This is a genomic window from Kitasatospora sp. NBC_01246 (assembly GCF_036226505.1).
Classification (GTDB): Bacteria; Actinomycetota; Actinomycetes; order Streptomycetales; family Streptomycetaceae; genus Kitasatospora.
Map to the genome: position 1 here is coordinate 5,336,466 of NZ_CP108484.1, position 18,485 is coordinate 5,354,950.

An 18,485-nucleotide genomic window follows, 5' to 3' on the forward strand; every position below is an offset into this window, starting at 1 on the left:
GCGCGGGTGCGGTGCGGCGGGGCGACTGGCGCCGGTGACGCCGAGCGTAGCCGGGTGGAAACGCCGCAGGGGGCGACGCCGCCCGGTGGCCGGACGGGGTCGCCCCCTGCGCTTGGTGCGTGACCGGATCAGCTCTCCGGGGCCGCCTCGGGAGCGGCAGCCGCCGGGCGGCGGGTACGGGCCCGACGACGCGGGGCCGCGGCCTCGGCCGGGGCGTCCGCGCCGGCCTCGGGGGCCGCGGCGGCCTCGGCGACCGGCTCGGCCGTCGTCGCCTTGGCCCGCGAACGGGTCCGCTTCACGGCCGGCTTCCCCTCGGACTTCTCCGCGGTCTGCACGGCGGCGGCCGGAGCGGCGGCCTCGGCGACCGCGGCGGGCGCCTCGGTCACCGCGTCGACGGCGGTCTCGCCGGCGGCGGCGCGGGGACGGCGACGGCGGCGGCGCGGGGCCGCGCCCTCGCCCTCGGCGCCCTCGACGGCCGGAGCCGCCGGGGCGTCGACCGCGGCGACGGCCTCGGTGGTCGCGTCGAGCACGGCGTCACCCTCGACCGTGGAACCGCCGCGGGTGCGACGGCGCTCGCGGGCCCGGCGGGCGGGCTTCTCCTCGGCCGCCTCGGCGGCGGGGGCGGCGCCCCGGCCGCCACCGGTCCGGCCGCCCTTGGGGGCGCGACCGGGCGCCGAGCGGGCCCCGCGACCGCCGGTCTCGCCGAGGTCCTCGACCTCCTCGGCGCCCAGCCCGGCCCGGGTCCGCTCCGAACGCGGCAGCACACCGGTGGTGCCCTTGGCGATCTTCAGCAGCTCGAACAGGTGCGGCGAGGTGGAGTAGGTCTCCTCCGGCGCGTTGAACGACAGGTCCAGCGCCTTGTTGATCAGCTGCCAGCGCGGGATGTCGTCCCAGTCGACCAGGGTGACGGCGGTGCCGGAGGCGCCGGCGCGGCCGGTCCGGCCGATCCGGTGCAGGTAGGTCTTCTCGTCCTCGGGGCACTGGTAGTTGACGACGTGCGTCACGCCCTCGACGTCGATGCCGCGGGCCGCGACGTCGGTGCAGACCAGGACGTCGACCTTGCCGTTGCGGAAGGCCCGCAGGGCCTGCTCGCGGGCGCCCTGGCCGAGGTCGCCGTGGACGGCGCCGGCCGCGAAGCCGCGCTGGGTCAGCTGGTCCGCGACGTCGGCCGCGGTGCGCTTGGTGCGGCAGAAGATCATCGCCAGCCCGCGGCCGTCGGCCTGCAGGATGCGCGAGACGAGCTCGACCTTGTCCAGCGAGTGCGCACGGAAGATGTGCTGCTCGGTGTTGGCCACGGTGGTGCCCGTGTCGTCCGGCGCGGCGGCGCGGATGTGGGTCGGCTGGTTCATGTACCGGCGGGCGAGGCTGATGACCTGGCCCGGCATGGTGGCCGAGAACAGCAGCGTCTGCCGCTTGGCCGGCAGCATGGTCAGGATCTTCTCGACGTCGGGCAGGAAGCCCAGGTCGAGCATCTCGTCGGCCTCGTCCAGGACGAGCGAGCGGACCCGCGAGAGGTCCAGCTTCTTCTGCCCGGCCAGGTCCAGCAGGCGGCCCGGGGTGCCGACCACGATGTCGACGCCCTTCTTGAGCGCCTCGACCTGCGGCTCGTAGGCCCGGCCGCCGTAGACGGCGAGCACGCGCACGTTGCGGACCTTGCCGGCGGTCTGCAGGTCGTTGGTGACCTGGGTGCAGAGCTCGCGGGTCGGGACGACGATCAGCGCCTGCGGGGCCTCGTGGAGCTGCTCCTCGGTGCCCCGGCCGGCGTCGACGTCGGCCCGGACGACGACCCGCTCGATCAGCGGGAGGCCGAAACCGAGGGTCTTGCCGGTGCCGGTCTTGGCCTGGCCGATGACGTCGTGGCCGGTCAGCGCGACCGGGAGGGTCATCTCCTGGATGGGGAAGGGGTGGATGATGCCGACGGCCTCCAGGGCCTCGGCGGTCTCCGGGAGGATCCCCAGGTCCCGGAAGGTGGTCTTGACGGGTTCAGCGTTGGTGGACAGGGTGCTGCCTCTTCCGTGTGGAGGGGCCGAGAACGAGCGGCGGGCGGGCAGCCGCGCTGCTGCGTACGGGCCTGGACGGCCCTGGTACAGCTGCGTGGACGCACAACCGCGCCGGTCCCTGCGGCCGGCCGGTCCGCGGGGCCCGGTGAGGGGCGCGGTCACGGCGGCGTCGGGGAGGATTCCCTTGAGGGACCTGCGCGGGACCTTGCGCCGTGCGGCGCGGTCTCGGCGGCCCTCGCTCGGCCACTGATGCGGTGCCAAGGCTTGAAGTCCAAGCCATGGTCGGAGCCGATCGGCTCTCCGACCGGGCATCCGCGTACGTGAGTGCCCGGCTTCCGGTGCGGGCACGTCCTGCCGGACGGTGCCGCTACGAAGCGGGCTTGCCCGGCGCACCGAGACGGCGGTGACACCGTGCGAGCACTACGGACCTCACTACCACCATACAGTCACGCGACGACTCGAACACGTGACGCGTCTGACATCGCCCGCACCGGACCGTCGCGCCGGCTCCGCGCCGGGCTCCCCGCGCACCGGTCGCGGAGCGGGTGCCGGGGGCCACCGCGCGTGTGCGGGGGGCCGCGCCGGACTAAGGTGGCAGGTCATGGAGACCCATGGTGAGACGCAGGACGACACGGCCGGCTCGATCGGGGACTGGGCGAGCTGCTCGGCCGATCCGGGCTACCGGGCGGCCGTGCTGGACCTGCTCGGCGCCCTCGCGTACGGCGAGCTGAGCGCCTTCGAGCGGCTCGCCGAGGACGCCAAGCTCGCGCCGGGCCTCGCCGACAAGGCCGAGCTGGCCCGGATGGCCTCCGCCGAGTTCCAGCACTACCAGCGGCTGCACGACCGGCTCGCGGAGGTCGGCGCGGACCCGCAGGAGGCGATGCGGCCGTTCGTCGAGCCGCTGGAGCTGTTCCACCGGATGACGGCGCCCTCGGACTGGCTGGAGGGCCTGGTCAAGGCCTACGTCGGCGACGCGATCGCGACGGACTTCTACCGCGAGGTGGCCGTGCGGCTCGACGACGACACCCGGGACCTGGTCCTCGGCGTGATGTCGGACACCGGGCACGCCCAGTTCGCGGTCGACAAGGTGCGGCAGGCCATCGAGGCCGACCCGCGCTCGGGCGGCCGGCTGGCGCTCTGGGGCCGGCGGCTGATGGGCGAGGCGCTGAGCCAGGCCCAGCGGGTGGTCGCCGAGCGCGACGCGCTCTCCAACCTACTGGTCGGCGGCGTCCAGGTGCAGGGCTTCGACCTGGTCGAGGTCGGCAAGATGTTCAACCGGATCACCGAAGCGCACACCAAGCGGATGGCCGCGCTGGGGCTCGCCTCCTGAGCTGCCCGGCCGGGCCGGCGGGGCTCAGGCGTGCCGCTGCCGGCGGTGCGCGCCCGCCCGGTGCGGGCGGTGCCGGTGGGCGGGCTGGCGCCCGGCCGCGAGGTCGGGCCGGGCCAGCACCGAGGTGAGCAGTGCCGAGGCGACCGCCGCGATGCCGATGCTGGCCGCCGGGACCCGGCCGTCCAGCGTGAAGTGCGTGATCACCCCGCTGAGCAGGGCCGACACCAGCGCCGTCCCGAGCGTCAGCCCCCGGCCGGCCGGGAAGTACGCCGGCAGGGCCAGCAGCGCGGTGGCCCCGACGATCAGGCCGACGAGGGCGAAGGCGATCGACTCGACCAGCAAGGGTGCCTCCCCGGTGCGGTGGGCGGCTCCGGACGGCCGCACTTGTCGCCGTACCCCGGTCCACCCGGCCGTACACGCAGTGGTGCCCCGTTCCCCGGGCGGGGAACGGGGCACCACGAAGCAGCTCAGAGCGTGCCGAACCCGACCTTGCGGGCGGCCTGCTCGCCGATCTCCACGTACGCCAGGCGCTCGGCCGGGACGATGACGCGGCGGCCGTGCTCGTCGGTCAGCGCGAAGAGCTTCGAGGGGCCCTCCAGCGCCTTGGCGATCGCGCTCTCGACCTCATCGGCGGTCTGCGAGCTCTCGATCACGATCTCGCGCGGCGCGTTCTGCACGCCGATCTTGACCTCCACGACTTCCGTCCCTCCGGGTTGCAGCCAGCCACGCGCGGTCACCGGACCGCCTGGGACAAGCGTTCGTGGTGATCGCGCCGTACGGCTTCACCATAGAGCACCGGATCAGTGCCCTGGCGAAGGTCGGCGGATCACTGGTCGGCGGCCTGCGCCTCGGCGGCCTCGGCGGCGGGGTGCATCGGGAAGCCCTTCAGACCGCGCCAGGCCAGGCTGGCGACCAGCCGGACGGCTTCGTCGCGGGGGATCTCCAGGCCCTGGGAGAGCCAGTAGCGGGCGGTGATCTGGGCCAGGCCGCAGACGCCGGCGGCGAGCAGCTTGGACTCGGCCTCGGGGAGGTCGGTGTCCTCCTGGATGACCTTGCTGACCAGGGTCGCGCTGGCGTCCGAGGCCCGCTCCACCCGCTCGCGGACGGCCGGCTCGTTGGTCAGGTCCGACTCGAAGACCAGCCGGAAGGCACCGGACTCGCTGGAGACGTAGTTGAAGTACGCCTCCATCGTCGCGGCCACCCGGTGCTTGTTGTCGGTGGTCGCCGCGAGCGCCTCGCGGGTCGAGTCGACCAGGGCGTCGCAGTGCTTGTCCAGCAGCGCCAGGTAGAGCTCCAGCTTCCCGGGGAAGTGCTGGTACAGCACCGGCTTGCTGACCCCGGCGCGGTCGGCGATGTCGTCCATGGCGGCCGCGTGGTAGCCCTGCGCGACAAACACCTCCTGGGCGGCACCGAGCAGTTGTTCACGGCGGGCGCTTCGCGGCAGGCGGGCACCGCGCGGGCGCTCCTGCGCCTCCTGGATGGCCGTCACGGCGCTCCTCACTTCACGGGTTTCGGGGCTGGCAAGATGACCGATTCTACTTTTCGGTAACCGCGTTCGCGCTTGGCGAGCGTGAGAAAAGCACCGAGCCCCCTTGTCAGGAGCCCACAATACGGCGCTGACCACCGGCGACGGCAGTGGTGCGACAAGAGCTGGGACGGCCCCGGTGCACCCGCGGCTCACTACCATCGTCCACCATGAGCGGCGCCGAGCAGCGGGTACGTACGGAGGCGGGGGATCCCGCGGGGGTCCGGACGGTCGGCGCCGCCGGTGCGGAACTGGCGGTGCACCGGCCCGGCGGCGGGGCCGCCGACGGCCGGGAGCAGGCACTCTTCGTGCACGGACTCGGCGGCTCGGCGGCCAACTGGACGGCGCTGATGGACCGGCTGGCCGGCCTCGTCGACGGGGAGGCGGTGGACCTGCCCGGCTTCGGGCACTCGGCGCCGCCCGCCGACGGCGACCTCTCCGTGTCCGGGCACGTGCGCGCGGTGACCGGCTACCTGGAGACGACCGGCCGCGGCCCGGTGCACCTCTTCGGGAACTCGCTCGGCGGCGCCGTCGCCGTCCGGCTCGCCGCGCTCCGGCCCGATCTGGTGCGCAGCCTGACGCTGATCTCGCCCGCGCTGCCCGAGCTGCCGCCGCAGCGCACCGCCTGGCCGACCGGGCTGCTCGCGGTGCCCGGCCTGCCCGCCCTGCTGGGCCGGCTGCCGTCGAACGGCCGCAGCCCGGAGGACGCCACCGAGGGCCTGCTGCGGCTGGTCTACGGGGATCCGCGGAGCCTCTCGCCGGCGGCCCGGGCCGAGGCGGTGGCCGAGTACCGGCGGCGGACCGCGGTGCCGCACGCGATGCGGGCGCTGACCGGCTCGGCCCGCGGGATCGTCTCGGCGTACACCGAGCGGGGCGAGCAGGCGCTCTGGCGGCAGGCGGAGCGGGTCACGGCGCCCACGCTGCTGGTGTACGGGCTGCGCGACAAGCTGGTCTCGTACCGCTCGGCGCGGCGGGCCTGCGCGGCGTTCGGGGACGCCCGGCTGCTGGTGCTGCCGGACTCCGGCCACGTGGCGATGATGGAGCACCCGGAGCGGGTGGCCCGGGCGGTGCGGGAACTGTTGACGCGGGGCTGAGCGGCGGTGCGGAGCGGCCCCGGCGGGGGGCGTGGGGACGGACGGGCGGTAACGCCCCGCTCCGGGGCGAGGTCACGCCGGTTCACTCGTTCAGGTGGCAACCAGGCATGTGACCGATGGAGGGCCGGGGCCCGGTCCTACCTTTCTGCTGTCGGACCGAACAGGTGTGGGGGAGTGGCGGCCGCCGGAGGAGCCGGAGGGCGGCCGCACGCAGGGAGCCGGTGGTGCGACCGCCGGCCCGGGCCGCGGTGCTTCCGGCCGACCGGACTCCTCCGCCCGGGCCGCACCCGTGCCCGCACGGGGCGCCCGGGTGCCGATCGAGCCGCTCCAGCCATCCGTCGTCCCGTTCTGTTCTGGAGGTCTCCCGTGCGCGTTGCACTGCTCACCGAGGGTGCCCGTCCGCACCCCGGACACGGCGTCGGCGGCTGGTGCGCCCGGCTGGTGGAGGGTCTCGCCGAGCACGACTTCGAGCTGTTCGTCCTGGCCGGCGCGGCCGGTTCGGGCATCGCCGAGAGCCCGCGGGGGCGCTGGCTAGGGGTGCACGAGCTGGCACTGTGGGGGCGCCGCCCGGCTGGCCGGCTGCCCGGCGCGCTGCGCGGACGCCAGTACGCCCGGGCGTACGAGGAACTGGTCCGGGCCCTGGTGATGCCGGGCGAGCGGGCCTCGTTCGGGACGGGGCTGTACCGGCTGGCGGCGCTCGCCCGGGAGGACGGCGGCCTGTCCGCGTTCCTGGCCTCCGCCGCCGCCCGGCGCACCCTGGAGCGGGTCTGGCGCTCGCCCGGCGCCGACACCACGGCCGGGCAGCCGCTGGTCCGTGACGTGCTGGTCGCGGCGGACCTGCTGGAGCAGTGCCTGCGCCCGCTCTCGGCCCCCTGGTACGGCGCCGGGCCGGGCGGCCTCGGCTCGGCCGACCTCTGCCACGTGGTCGGCGGCGGTCCGGCGGCGCTGCCGGCGCTGGTGGCCAAGCGGCTCCACGGGGTGCCGTTCGTGGTCACCGAGCACGGGCTGCACCTGCGCGAGCAGTACCTCGGCTACCGCGAGGCGCCCTACCGCTGGCCGGTCCGGGCCCTGCTGCTCTCCTTCTTCCGCTCGCTCACCGAGGAGACGTACCGGCAGGCCGCGATACTGACCCCCGGCAGCGCCCACGACCAGCGGTGGCAGCGCCGCTGCGGCGCCGACCCGGCGCGGACCAGGGTGGTCCACGAGGGCACTCCGGCGGTGGCCCGGGCCGCGGCCGGCCCGGAGCCGGCCGCGCCGACGCTGGCCTGGGCGGGCGCGCTGGAGCCGGGCCGGGACACCGAGCTGATGCTGCACGCCTTCGCGCGGGTCCGCGCCGAGCTGCCCGCGGCCCGGCTGGTGGTCCACGGCGAGGAGGCCGTCCCGGGCTACCGGGCGCACTGCGAGGCGGTGGCCGACCGGCTGGGGGTGGCCGGGGCGGTGGAGTTCGTCGGGCGGCCCGACTCGGTGGCGGCGGCCTGGGAGAGCGGCACGGTGGTGGTCTTCTCGGCGCTCTCGCAGCGCGGCCCCCGGCTGCTGGCCGACGCGATGCTGAGCGGCCGGGCGGTGGTCTCGACGGACGTCGGGGTGGCCCGGGAGGTGGTGGGCCCGACCGGACTGCTCGTCCCGCCGCGCGACCCGCGGGCACTGGCGGGCGCCTGTCTGGCCCTGCTGCGCGACCCGGAGCGGCGGGCCCGGCTGGGGCTGGCGGGCCGGTTGCGGGCGCAGGAACGCTTCGCCGTGGAACCGGTGATCGGCGCGTTCCGGGAGATCTACCTGGAGCTGGTCTCGCAGTGGCCGGCCTTCCCGGCGGCCCGGTCCGGTGGTGCGGCCGCCGAGCGGCCCCGTCCGTTCGCCCGGCCCGCCGAGTACTGGCTGGCCGACCGCCGGGACGGCGCCGGCACCGGGCAGCCGGTCGGCGAGGGGCAGGGCGAGGGCGTGGACGAGGGCGCGGGCGAGGCGTCCGAGCGGCCCGGCGCACTCGCGGAGGCCCTCTGATGGCCGGCGGCGCGCCGGTCGCCGGCAGCGGCCCGGCCACGGGGCCCGGAGTCTTCGGCGATCCGGTCCGGGAGGTGATGGCGGAGCACCGGGAGCTCTGCGAGCGGGCCGTCGATCCGCTGGAGATCGCCGCCGGGCTGGAGGAGGCGGGCTGCGGGCCGGAGACGGCCGCGCGCTGCCGGCACGCCGATCTGTTCTCGCTCGCCGACGAGCTGTACGCCCGGGTGCCGCGCCGTCCGCCGCCGGACCCGGCGGCGGTGCCGGACGGCCACCGGCCGCGCCGGTGGGGTGCGGCGCTCCGGGCGGCGGCGCTGGCCGTGCCACCGGTCGGGGCCGCCGTCGGGGCGGCCGGTCGGTGGCCGGTGCTGCTGCTCGGCCGCCGCCGTGCTCGCGCTGGGGTCGGCGGTGTCCGCCTCCGGGCGGGCCGACCGGGCCGCGGCCGGCGCCCCGGCCGTCGACCTGCCGGACGCCGGGCTCGGACCGTCCGCCGGGGGCCCCGGCCCGCGGGCCCGGCGGTTGCGGCCGGCCGGGCTGGGCCACGGGTGCGGGGTGGCCGCCCTGCTGCTGCTCCCGCTGGCCGGGGTCGGCGCCGGGTTCGGGGCGTCCGGCACCGGGGACACCCGGGTGACGGCCGCGCTGGTGCTGGCCGCGGCGCTGTCGGCCGGGTCGGCCGAGTGGGCGGCGCGGTGGTTCCGGCACATCGCCCGCGGCCACCTGTGCGTGGCGGGCACCCTCGCCGAGTTCCGGGCCCGGATGCGGCCGGTGCTGCCGGTGGCCGTCGCCCTGCACCTGGCCGTCCTCGCGGTCCTGACCTTCGCCGCCCTCGCGGTGCTGACGGCCGTGGCGCCCCGGCCCGGGCCGGGCCACGGCGGCGGACTGCCCCACCTGGTGGCCGAGCGGGCCGACCCCGCCCAGTGGGCGGCGCAGGGTGTGCTCGGGCTGCTGCTGGTGCTGCCCGCGCTGCTGGCCCGGTCCGGCCGGACCGCCGCCGCCGCGCTGGGCGCGCTCGCCGGGCCGACCGCCGTCGCGGCGCCGCTCCTCCTGGGCCGCTCCGCGCCGACGGCCTGGCTGCTCGGCGGAGGCGCGGTCGCGCTCGCCCTGCTGGCGTACGCCTGGCCGGTGCTCGACCGGGCCGACACGCACCGCTGAGCCCGGCCCCACCGAACCGTTCGACCTCCCCGTTGTTCACTCTGTCCGCCAGGTCGTACCCGACCTCGCTTCGTGGAAGGACACCCCCGATGAGGGTGCTGCTGCTGGGCGCCGACGGCTTTATCGGCCGCCGGGTCACCGATCGTCTGCTCGTGGACCAGGAGTTGCAGGTGACGGTGCTCGGCCGGCGCGACTCGGCCGACATCCGCTTCGACCTGACCACCGGGAGTCCGGGCGCGCTCGCCCGGTTCCTGGACGCGGTCGCGCCCCAGGTGGTGATCAACTGCGCGGGCGCCACCTACGGCAGCTCGCGGACGCTGATCCGGGCGAACACGCTGGCCGTCGCCACGGTCTGCGAGGCGATCCGGCGCAGTCGGGAGCCGGCCCGGCTGGTGCACGTCGGCTCGGCGGCCGAGTACGGGCCGGTGCCGGGCGGGGTCCCGGTCTCGGAGGGCGCCGAGCCGCGTCCGGTCGGTCCGTACGGGGTCTCCAAGCTCGCCGGGACGGAGCTGGTGCTGGCCTCCGGGCTGGACGCGGCGGTGCTCCGGGTGTTCGACGTGGTGGGGCCGGGGGCGCCGACGGCCTCGCTGTTCGGGCGGCTCGCCGAGGGGCTGCGCCGGGCGCTGGAGCGCGAGGAGTCGCAGGTGCGGATGCCGGACCTGTCCGGATACCGGGATTTCGTCGACGTCCGGGACGTCGCCCGGGCGATCCAGGCGGCGGCGGTGTCGGCGGCCACCGGGGTGATCAACATCGGCAGCGGGCACGCCGTCCGGGCCCGCGAGGCGGCCCAGCTGCTGGTCCGGGCCTCGGGCTTCGAGGGGGCGATCGTGGAGGAGAACCGGCCGGTGCTGCTCCCCGCGCAGGCCGGCGGGCCGGTCGAGCACGTCGACCGGCACGCGGACCGGCACGTCGACCGGCACGCGGGCCAGCACGGCGGCCCGTACCACCGGCCCGCGGAGGCACGGCCGGCCGAGGGGCGGGGCCCGGCGGGCGAGCCGGTGCCGTGGCGCCAGGCGGACGTGCGGACCGCCCGGGACCGTCTCGGCTGGCGGACACAGGTGCCGCTGGAGGAGTCGCTGGGTGACGTCTGGCTGGAGACCGCCTGCCGGGTCTGACCCGCCGGCCCGTGGTGCCCGGGTGCGCGACGGCCCCGCTGAGGCGGGCCGCGGCGCTCCCGGGCGCCCGTCGTCCGCCGCCCCGGGGGGCTCCGGTGGGCGGTCCCAGCATCCGAGGCCGGCTGTCTCGCCAGTCGGACGGGCTGTCTCGGAATACCGGGGCGGCATGACACTGTTGGCCTAGCTGAGCCACCGCGGTGGCGGAGCGTGAAGCCACTAGAGGTCGGCCCCTGGCCACCTGAACCGACGACCATCGGAGTCCCCGTGTCGCTGCCACCCCTGGTCGAGCCGGCCGCCGAGCTCACCGTCGACGAGGTCCGCAGGTACTCCCGCCACCTGATCATCCCCGACGTGGGCATGGCCGGGCAGAAGCGGCTGAAGAACGCCAAGGTGCTGTGCGTCGGCGCCGGCGGCCTGGGCTCGCCCGCGCTGATGTACCTCGCCGCCGCCGGCGTGGGCACGCTCGGCATCGTCGAGTTCGACGTGGTGGACGAGTCCAACCTGCAGCGGCAGATCATCCACGGCCAGTCGGACATCGGCCGCTCCAAGGGCGAGTCGGCGCGGGACTCGGTCAAGGAGATCAACCCCTACGTGGACGTGATCCTCCACGAGGAGCGCCTCGACAACGACAACGTGATGGAGATCTTCTCCGGCTACGACCTGATCGTCGACGGGACCGACAACTTCGCCACCCGGTACCTGGTGAACGACGCCGCGGTGCTGCTCGGCAAGCCCTACGTGTGGGGCTCGATCTACCGCTTCGACGGCCAGGCCAGCGTGTTCTGGGCCGAGCACGGCCCGTGCTACCGCTGCCTCTACCCCGAGGCCCCGCCGGCGGGCATGGTCCCGTCCTGCGCCGAGGGCGGCGTGCTGGGCGTGCTCTGCGCGTCCATCGGCTCGATCCAGGTCACCGAGGCGATCAAGCTGCTGGCCGGTGTCGGCGAGCCGCTGGTCGGCCGGCTGATGATCTACGACGCCCTGGAGATGAACTACCGCCAGGTGAAGGTCCGCAAGGACCCGAACTGCGCGCTCTGCGGCGAGAACCCGACGGTCACCGAGCTGATCGACTACGAGGCCTTCTGCGGCGTCGTGTCGGAGGAGGCCCAGGCCGCCGCCGCCGGTTCGACGATCACCTCGAAGCAGCTCAAGCAGTGGCAGGACGACAAGGAGGACATCTTCCTGATCGACGTCCGCGAGCCCGGCGAGTACGAGATCGTCAACATCCCCGGCGCGGTGCTGATCCCGAAGAACGAGTTCCTGATGGGCAATGCGCTGGAGTCGCTGCCGCAGGACCGGAAGATCGTCCTGCACTGCAAGTCGGGCGTCCGCTCGGCCGAGGTGCTGGCCGTGGTGAAGGCGGCCGGGTTCTCCAACGCCGTCCACCTCGGCGGCGGCGTGCTCGGCTGGGTGAACCAGGTCGAGCCGCACAAGCCGGTCTACTAGCAGACGCGGGAAGGGCCCGCCGGAGCGATCCGGCGGGCCCTTTGCGCGTACCGGGAGCCCTACAGGGCGCCCTTGCGCTGGAGCATGTTGTAGGAGATCCAGCCGGGTAGCACGGGCAGCCAGAAAGTGAGCGCCCGGTAGAGGAAGACCGCCGGGGTGGCGATCGTCGGGGGCACGTCGGCGACGGTGAGCGCACCGATCAGGGCGACCTCGACCGGGCCGATGCCGCCGGGGGTGGGGATGGCCGAGCCGGCCGCGTTGGCGGTCAGGAAGACCACCGCGACCGCCGAGAAGCTGATGCTGCCGCCGAAGGCCTGCACCGAGGCGTCCAGGCAGGCGGTGAAGGAGAGCGTCAGCAGCAGGATCCCGCCGAAGCCGGTGACCAGCTTGCTGGGCGTCTGCATCAGGTCGAGCATCCGCGGCACCACGCCGAAGAACAGCGAGCGCAGCCGGTTCAGCACGAACCGCCGCAGCGGCGAGACGGCCGCGACCACCAGGGCGAGCACGGCGGCGGTCAGCACGCCGATGATCACCGCGCGGGAGGCCGAGAGGTCCCCGTTGGTCTGGCTGCCGGTGATCAGGCCGAAGCTGAACAGCAGCAGCAGGTGCCCGGCCAGGCCGGCCAGCTGGGAGGCGCCGACCGAGGCGACCGCCTGCCCGGAGCGGATCCCGGCCTTCTGCAGGTAGCGGGTGTTCAGCGCGATGCCGCCGATCGCGGCCGGCGCGACCAGCTTGACGAAGGAGCCGGCCAGCTGGGCCGCCACGGTGCGGCGGAACGGCAGCTTCTCCGGGACGAAGCCGGTCAGGCTCATCGAGGCGGCGACGTAGCTGAACGCGGCGGCGGCGAGCGCCACGGCCGCCCAGGCCCAGTCCATCTGGGAGAGCTTGAGCTGGGCCGGCTTGATGGTGGTCAGCGCGAGGTAGGCGGCGAAGGTGAGCGCGATCACCATGATCAGGCTCTTCGGCTTCAGCCGCTCCAGCTTGGCCGTCTCGGTCGGCGCCTCGGGGGCGATCTGGAGGATCTGGCCGCGGATCCGGCTGAGCAGGTCCTCCCCGGCGACCGCGATGTCCTCCTCGGCCTGCTGCTGGGTGCGCTCGCCGGCGGCGACCTGCTCCAGCGCCTGGGCCCGGGCGGCGGTCTTGCGCTCCTTGGTGAGCTTCTTCAGGTCGACCCTGGTGGAGCGGCTCAACCCGACCGGCTGCAGCAGCGGCAGCGCCTGCGCGACCCGCTCGGCGCCGAGGACGGCGTTCGCGGTCGCGACCGCCCGCTCCGGGCCGATCCGCAGGGCGAAGGTGGTGAGCAACTGGGCGACGTCGATGCGCAGCGTCAGATCGGTGGCGGCGATGTCGCCGCCGGAGAGGTTGACCAGGCAGGCCGCCTTCTCGTCGACCACCAGCAGCGACTCGCCGGTCAGCCGGCGGTGCGCGATCCGGCGCTCGTGCAGGGCGGCGACGGACTCCCAGAGCGAGGCCATCACCCGGTCGGTGACCTCCTCGTCCGAGAGGTCGTCCAGGATGCGGCCCTCGACGTTCTCGTAGACCAGGATCGCGGCGTCCGGGCCCAGCTCGGAGGTGGCCACCAGCTGCGGCGAGTGGGCGCCCGAGGCGGCGGCCGCGTAGGCGATCAGCGCCTCCTGCTCCAGCGCCTGGCGCAGCGACTGCGGGCTGCGGCGGACGGCCACCGAGCGCAGCCGCAGCCGCCGCCAGGCGCGGTAGAAGAAGCCGGAGGCCTGCTGCTCGCGGTCGATGATGTGGACGTCCAGCGGCGGGCCGCTCTGCTGGCCGACGTAGTAGCGGCGGGTGCCGCCGGGGGCGTCGGGGGCGCGGTGGGCGCTGGCCGGGGTGAAGCCGACCTTGCGCAGGCCGATCATCAGGTGCTGGCCGGTGGGCCGGATGTTGGGCGAGCCGATCGCGTACAGCGTGCCGTACGCGACGGACCAGCCGATCAGCACGGTGAGCAGCAGGGACAGCGGGGTGGTGTAGCCGCCGAGCAGCTCGGTGAGCCCGCTGAAGACCACCACCACCCAGAGGGCGACCCGCCAGCGCGGCCGGCTCGACATGCCGACCGCGGTCATGTAGGCGATCACCGGCGCCAGATAGCCGTGCACCGGGTCGGTGAGGGTGCCGTTGCTGTCCATCGGCAGCCGGGTGAGGGCGTCCCGGATGTGCTCGGAGGCGCCTTCGGCCACCCACCAGTCGATGCCCAGCGAGACGCCGTAGGAGAGCACCGAGGCGAGGACGCCGTCGGCGACCCGCAGACCGTCGCGTTTGATCAGGCGCTCGACCGCGAAGGCGAGCGGGACGGCGAGCACCGCGACGCTGGAGACCAGGCCGGTGATGGTGGCGAGCACCGGGGAGAAGCGCGGCGCGTTGGAGGCGATGTCCAGCTCGATGCCGGTGGTGGTCGAGGTCGCCACCCCGGCCAGGACGAACACGGCGACTATGCCGAGGACGCCGGCCAGGAAGCGGATCAGGTCCGACGGGCGGTGCGCGCGGGCGGCGAGCAGCGGTTCGTCGACGTCCAGGTAGGGGGTGTCGTCCAGCGGGTCGTACCCCTCGTACCCCGCCTGCTCCTGCGGCCGCTCCTGCCCCTCGGGTACCAGGAAGGGCTCCTCGGGTGCCGCGGGCGGCTCTTGGGGTACCGGGGACGGCTCGGGGACGGCGGGCGGCTCGGGCTGCTGGGCCGGGACGCCGGCCGGGGCCGGTCCGGGCGCCCCGGCTCCGGGGACGGCTCCGGGTTCGGTCGGCTGCGGGGTCTTGATCGTCCGGTCCTTGATCAGGGAGACTTCGGGTGTCGGCGTGGCGGCGGGCTCTCCACCGGGGCCTGCGGGCATGGTGTCGGAAGACTCGTCGGAGTCCTCGCCCTCGCCCACGTCAGCCGTCCCGGTCATCTGGTCTTGTCCTCGTATCACCACTCACCGCCCCGAAGATGGTGGCATGCCGCGGCGCCCCGTGCTGGACAGGGGCCGGATCGGGCGCGGCGGATCATGCCCACCGGGCCGCGCGCCCGGGCCGGTGAGGAAGAATGCCGCAGGTGACGGACGCTACCGACGACGCCGGACCGGGCGGCCTGCCGCCCTTCGCCGAACTGGTTCTCGACCTGACCGAGCGGATTCCACCCGGCCGGGTGATGACCTACGGGGACGTCGCCGAGTACCTCGGCCAGGGCGGCCCCCGCCAGGTCGGCCGGGTGATGGCCCTGTACGGCGGCTCGGTGCCCTGGTGGCGGGTGGTCCGCGCGGACGGCCGGTTCCTGCCCAGACACGAGCACCGCGCCCTCGCCCGGTACGGCGAGGAGGGCACCCCGCTGCGCGAACTCGCCGACCCGCCCCGGGTCGACCTGAAGCGGGCCCGCTGGGACGGCCGGTAGCGCCGAACCGGGTGCGAGGACGGGAATGACGGGGCAGGATCGTAGGCTCGATACGGACGGGCCCCGCCGCGGGCCCGTCCGCCGTTGCCCGAAGCACGACCCCCAGGACGTCCGTGAGCTCCCCCTACCGTCTGGTGCGAAGCCCCCTCGCGCTCCCCGCCCCGCCCGTGCTGGACGACTACCAGCGCGCCGTGGTGGAGCACGCGGGCGGCCCGCTGCTGGTGCTCGCCGGGCCCGGGACCGGCAAGACCACCACGCTGGTAGAGGCCGTCGCCCGGCGGATCGAGCGCGGCACCGACCCCGAGCGGATCCTGGTGCTGACCTTCAGCCGCAAGGCCGCGATGGAACTGCGCGACCGGATGTCCGGCCGGCTCGGCGCCTCCGCCCCCGCCCCGCAGGCCACCACCTTCCACTCCTTCTGCTACGCGCTGCTCCGGGCCCACCAGGACCCTCAGGACTACGCCGAGCCGCTGCGGCTGCTCTCCGGCCCCGAGCAGGACGTCATGGTCCGCGAGCTGCTGGCCGGCGGCGCCGAGGACGCCCGCGGGGGCCGGGGCCGGATCGACTGGCCGCTCGACCTCCGGGCCTGCCTGACCACCCGCGGCTTCGCCGACGAGGTCCGCGCCGTGCTCGCCCGCAGCCGGGAGCTCGGCCTCGGCGAGGCCGAGCTGCGGCGGTTCGCCGAGGGCGTGCAGCGCCCCGACTGGGCGGCCGCCGCCCACTTCCTGGCCGACTACCTGGACGTCCTGGACCTGCGCGGGGTGCTCGACTACGCCGAGCTGGTCCACCGCGCGGTGCTGCTGGCCGAGCGCCCCGAGGTGGGCGAACGGCTGCGGCAGCGCTACGAGGTGGTCTTCGTCGACGAGTACCAGGACACCGACCCCTCGCAGGTCCGGCTGCTGCGCCAGCTCGCCGGCGGCGGGCGGGAGCTGGTCGCCGTCGGGGATCCGGACCAGTCGATCTACGCGTTCCGCGGCGCCGACATCAACGGCATCCTGGAGTTCCCGCAGACCTTCCGGCAAGCCGGCGGCGGCCCGGCCGAGGTCAAGGTGCTGCGGGTCTCCCGCCGCTCCGGCGCCGTACTGCTCGCCGCCTCCCGCGAGCTGGCCCGGCGGATGCCGATGGGCCGGCTGCCGGCCGACAAGCTCGCCCAGCACCGGGCCCTGCTGCCGTCCCGCGAGGGCGGCCGGGTCGAGGTGTACACCTACCCGACCCCGGGCACCGAACTGGACTCGATCGCCGACCTGCTGCGCCGCGCCCACCTGGAGGACGGCGTGCCGTGGGGCGAGATGGCCGTCCTGGTCCGGGCCGGCGGCCGGTCCATCCCCGGGGTGCGGCGGGCGCTCGGCGCGGCCGGCGTCCCGCTGGAGATCGACGGTGACGACCTGCCGCTGCGCGAGGAGCCCGCCGTCGCCCAGCTGCTGCTCGCCCTGCGGGTCTGCGCCGAGCAGGCCGCCCGGGACAAGCACGACCGCGCCGCCGGCCCCGACCCGCTCACCACCGAGCTCGCGCACACCCTGCTCACCGGCCCGCTCGGCGGCCTGGACGGCTCCGACCTGCGCCGCCTCGGCCGCGCCCTGCGCGAGGAGGAGCGCGCCGCGCTGCGCGCCGACGGACGGGCGGCGGCGGTGCCCCGCGCGGCCGAGGAGCTGATCCGCGAGGCCCTCGCCGAGCCCGAGCGGCTGATCGCCCTCGACCCCTCGCACGCCCGGCGCGCCCGCGACCTCGGCACCCTGCTGCGCAAGGTCCGCGAGCGGCTGGCCGGCGGCTGCACCGCGGAGGACGCGCTCTGGGAGCTCTGGGACGGCAGCCGGCGCTGGCGCGAGCGCCTGGAGCGGGCGGCGCTGCGCGGCGGCGCGGCCGGCCGCAACGCCGACCGGGACCTCGACGCGCTCTGCGCCCTGTTCGAGACCGCCGCCCGCGCCGAGGAGCAGGTCACCGGCCACCGCAGCGCCCTCGACCTGCTCGCCGAGCTGGAGGCCCAGGACATCGCGGCCGACACCCTCACCGTGCGGGCCGTCCGCCCGGACGCCGTCCGGCTGATGACCGCGCACCGCTCCAAGGGCCTGGAGTGGCGGGTGGTCGTGGTGGCCGGCGTCCAGGACGGCCTCTGGCCCGACCTGCGCCGCCGCGGCTCGCTGCTGGAGGCCGACCGGATCGGCCGCGACGGCCTGGCCGAGCCGCTCTCCCCGGCCGCCCTGCTCGGCGAGGAGCGCCGGCTCTTCTACGTCGCCGCCACCCGCGCCAAGGAGCGGCTGATCGTCACCGCCGTCAAGGCCCCCGCCGACGACGGCGACGAGCCGTCCCGGTTCCTGCGCGAGCTCTACCGCGAGGACGTCGACCCGCGGACCGGCAAGGTGCTGCGCCGGACCCCGCCGGTCACCGTCGAGGACGTCACCCACCGCCCGCGCCGCCCGCTGTCCGTCCCCGCGCTGGTCGCCGAGCTGCGCGCGGTCACCGTCGACCCGGCCCGGTCGCCCGAGCTGCGCCGCGCCGCCGCCGAGCGGCTCGCCACCCTGGCGCTGGCCGCCGACGAGGACGGCCTGCCGCTGGTGCCGGCCGCCCACCCGGACCGCTGGTGGGGCCTGGACGACGCCACCGCCGCCCCCGAGCCGCTGCGCAGCGCCGAGCTGCCGGTCCGGCTCTCCGGCAGCGGCCTGGAGCAGCTGGAGAACTGCTCGCTGCAGTGGTTCCTGGACAAGGAGGTCAAGGCGCGCGGCGCCGGTTCGGCCGCCCAGGGCTTCGGCAACGTGGTGCACGCCCTCGCCGACGAGGTCGGCTCCGGCCGCACCCCCGCCGACCTCGCCGTGCTGATGGAGCGGCTGGACACGGTCTGGGACGCGCTGGCCTTCGACGCGCCCTGGAAGTCCCAGCAGGAGAAGACCGAGGCCCGGGCCGCCCTGGAGCGGTTCCTGAACTGGCACGTCCTGCAGCGCGGCCGCGACGTGGTCGCCACCGAGCACGGCTTCGACGTCACGTTGGACGTCGGCGGCGTCTCGGTGCGGATCCGCGGCTCGATGGACCGGGTGGAGAAGGACGACGCCGGGCGGGCCTACGTGGTGGACTTCAAGACCGGCAAGGAGGCGCCGACCGACAAGTCGCTGCCCGAGCACAAGCAGCTCGCGGTCTACCAGCTCGCCGTCCGGGCCGGGGCGCTCAACGAGCTGCCCGGGTTCGAGGGCCGGGTCCCCGACTCCGGCGGGGCCGAGCTGGTGCAGCTGCGCAAGCCCGACAAGGGCGCCCCGGAGGCGCCCAAGGTGCAGCGCCAGGACCCGCCGGACGGCGAGCCGTGGATCGAGAACCTGCTGGCCGACGCCGCCGGGCGGGTCCTCGCCGAGCGCTTCGTGCCGCGGACCGGCGGCGGCTGCGACCGCTGCACCTTCCGTCGCAGTTGCTCGGCCCAGCGTGACGGCGCCCAGGTGGTGGAGTGAGCGCCGCGGTGTGGGGGTGGCCACAGCGGGCCG

Annotated in this window: 12 protein-coding genes and 1 pseudogene; 8 read left to right on the forward strand and 5 right to left on the reverse strand. The window is 75.6% G+C overall.

What is annotated here, in order from left to right; genetic code table 11:
• Nucleotides 1-131: 131 nt before the first annotated feature.
• Nucleotides 132-1,886 (reverse strand): annotated as a pseudogene (locus OG618_RS23315) (DEAD/DEAH box helicase); the annotation flags it as partial.
• 715 nt (nucleotides 1,887-2,601) lie between these two features.
• Between OG618_RS23315 and OG618_RS23320 the strand changes: the two are divergent.
• Nucleotides 2,602-3,330, forward strand: coding sequence for a ferritin-like fold-containing protein (locus OG618_RS23320; RefSeq protein WP_329489484.1), 729 nt, complete (start codon nucleotides 2,602-2,604; stop codon nucleotides 3,328-3,330).
• A 24-nt stretch (nucleotides 3,331-3,354) separates the two neighbouring features.
• On the opposite strand, the gene OG618_RS23325 is transcribed toward OG618_RS23320, so the two are convergent.
• The 3 genes from OG618_RS23325 to OG618_RS23335 all read right to left on the reverse strand — a co-directional run bounded on the left by OG618_RS23325 (nucleotide 3,355) and on the right by OG618_RS23335 (nucleotide 4,819).
• Nucleotides 3,355-3,672, reverse strand: a complete 318-nt coding sequence (locus OG618_RS23325; RefSeq protein WP_329489485.1) for a hypothetical protein — start codon at nucleotides 3,670-3,672, stop codon at nucleotides 3,355-3,357.
• A 125-nt stretch (nucleotides 3,673-3,797) separates the two neighbouring features.
• Nucleotides 3,798-4,025, reverse strand: a complete 228-nt coding sequence (locus OG618_RS23330; protein ID WP_329489486.1) for a DUF3107 domain-containing protein — start codon at nucleotides 4,023-4,025, stop codon at nucleotides 3,798-3,800.
• 131 nt (nucleotides 4,026-4,156) lie between these two features.
• Nucleotides 4,157-4,819, reverse strand: coding sequence for a TetR/AcrR family transcriptional regulator (locus OG618_RS23335; protein ID WP_329489487.1), 663 nt, complete (start codon nucleotides 4,817-4,819; stop codon nucleotides 4,157-4,159).
• 206 nt (nucleotides 4,820-5,025) lie between these two features.
• On the opposite strand from OG618_RS23335, the gene OG618_RS23340 reads away from it, so the two are divergent.
• From OG618_RS23340 to moeZ, 5 genes are all read left to right on the forward strand, one after another.
• Nucleotides 5,026-5,949 carry an alpha/beta fold hydrolase gene (locus OG618_RS23340; RefSeq protein WP_329489488.1) on the forward strand — a complete coding sequence of 308 codons (924 nt, stop codon included), beginning with the start codon at nucleotides 5,026-5,028 and terminating at the stop codon, nucleotides 5,947-5,949.
• Between the two features lie 366 nt (nucleotides 5,950-6,315).
• Entirely contained in the window at nucleotides 6,316-7,944 is a 1,629-nt protein-coding gene (locus tag OG618_RS23345; protein WP_329489489.1) for a DUF3492 domain-containing protein, read from the forward strand.
• A 405-nt stretch (nucleotides 7,945-8,349) separates the two neighbouring features.
• Nucleotides 8,350-9,093 (forward strand): hypothetical protein, encoded by a 744-nt coding sequence (locus OG618_RS23350; RefSeq protein WP_329489490.1) that lies wholly within the window; start codon nucleotides 8,350-8,352, stop codon nucleotides 9,091-9,093.
• Nucleotides 9,094-9,182: 89 nt separating this feature from the next.
• Nucleotides 9,183-10,208, forward strand: coding sequence for an NAD-dependent epimerase/dehydratase family protein (locus tag OG618_RS23355; RefSeq protein ID WP_329489491.1), 1,026 nt, complete (start codon nucleotides 9,183-9,185; stop codon nucleotides 10,206-10,208).
• A 264-nt stretch (nucleotides 10,209-10,472) separates the two neighbouring features.
• Nucleotides 10,473-11,651: an adenylyltransferase/sulfurtransferase MoeZ gene (gene moeZ, locus OG618_RS23360; protein ID WP_329489492.1), complete on the forward strand. Its 1,179-nt coding sequence runs from the start codon at nucleotides 10,473-10,475 to the stop codon at nucleotides 11,649-11,651.
• A gap of 59 nt (nucleotides 11,652-11,710) precedes the next feature.
• Here the strand turns inward: moeZ and OG618_RS23365 are convergent, their stop codons facing one another.
• On the reverse strand, nucleotides 11,711-14,542 hold the full coding sequence (locus OG618_RS23365; RefSeq protein WP_329489493.1) for a lysylphosphatidylglycerol synthase transmembrane domain-containing protein: 2,832 nt from the start codon (nucleotides 14,540-14,542) through the stop codon (nucleotides 11,711-11,713).
• Nucleotides 14,543-14,676: 134 nt separating this feature from the next.
• On the opposite strand from OG618_RS23365, the gene OG618_RS23370 reads away from it, so the two are divergent.
• Complete coding sequence (locus OG618_RS23370) at nucleotides 14,677-15,021, forward strand: MGMT family protein (protein ID WP_329489494.1); 345 nt, start codon at nucleotides 14,677-14,679, stop codon at nucleotides 15,019-15,021.
• Nucleotides 15,022-15,134: 113 nt separating this feature from the next.
• The gene (locus OG618_RS23375; RefSeq protein ID WP_329489495.1) at nucleotides 15,135-18,452 is read left to right on the forward strand and encodes an ATP-dependent helicase; all 3,318 of its coding nucleotides are present in this window, start codon (nucleotides 15,135-15,137) and stop codon (nucleotides 18,450-18,452) included.
• Nucleotides 18,453-18,485 lie beyond the last annotated feature (33 nt).

Bases quoted from the DNA above. Each gene is read 5' to 3' on its own strand.
- OG618_RS23320 (WP_329489484.1), top strand. From the start codon at position 2,602: ATGGAGACCCATGGTGAGACGCAGGACGACACGGCCGGCTCGATCGGG.
- OG618_RS23340 (WP_329489488.1), top strand. From the start codon at position 5,026: ATGAGCGGCGCCGAGCAGCGGGTACGTACGGAGGCGGGGGATCCCGCG.
- OG618_RS23355 (WP_329489491.1), top strand. From the start codon at position 9,183: ATGAGGGTGCTGCTGCTGGGCGCCGACGGCTTTATCGGCCGCCGGGTC.
- OG618_RS23365 (WP_329489493.1), bottom strand. From the start codon at position 14,542: ATGACCGGGACGGCTGACGTGGGCGAGGGCGAGGACTCCGACGAGTCT.
- OG618_RS23370 (WP_329489494.1), top strand. From the start codon at position 14,677: ATGCCGCAGGTGACGGACGCTACCGACGACGCCGGACCGGGCGGCCTG.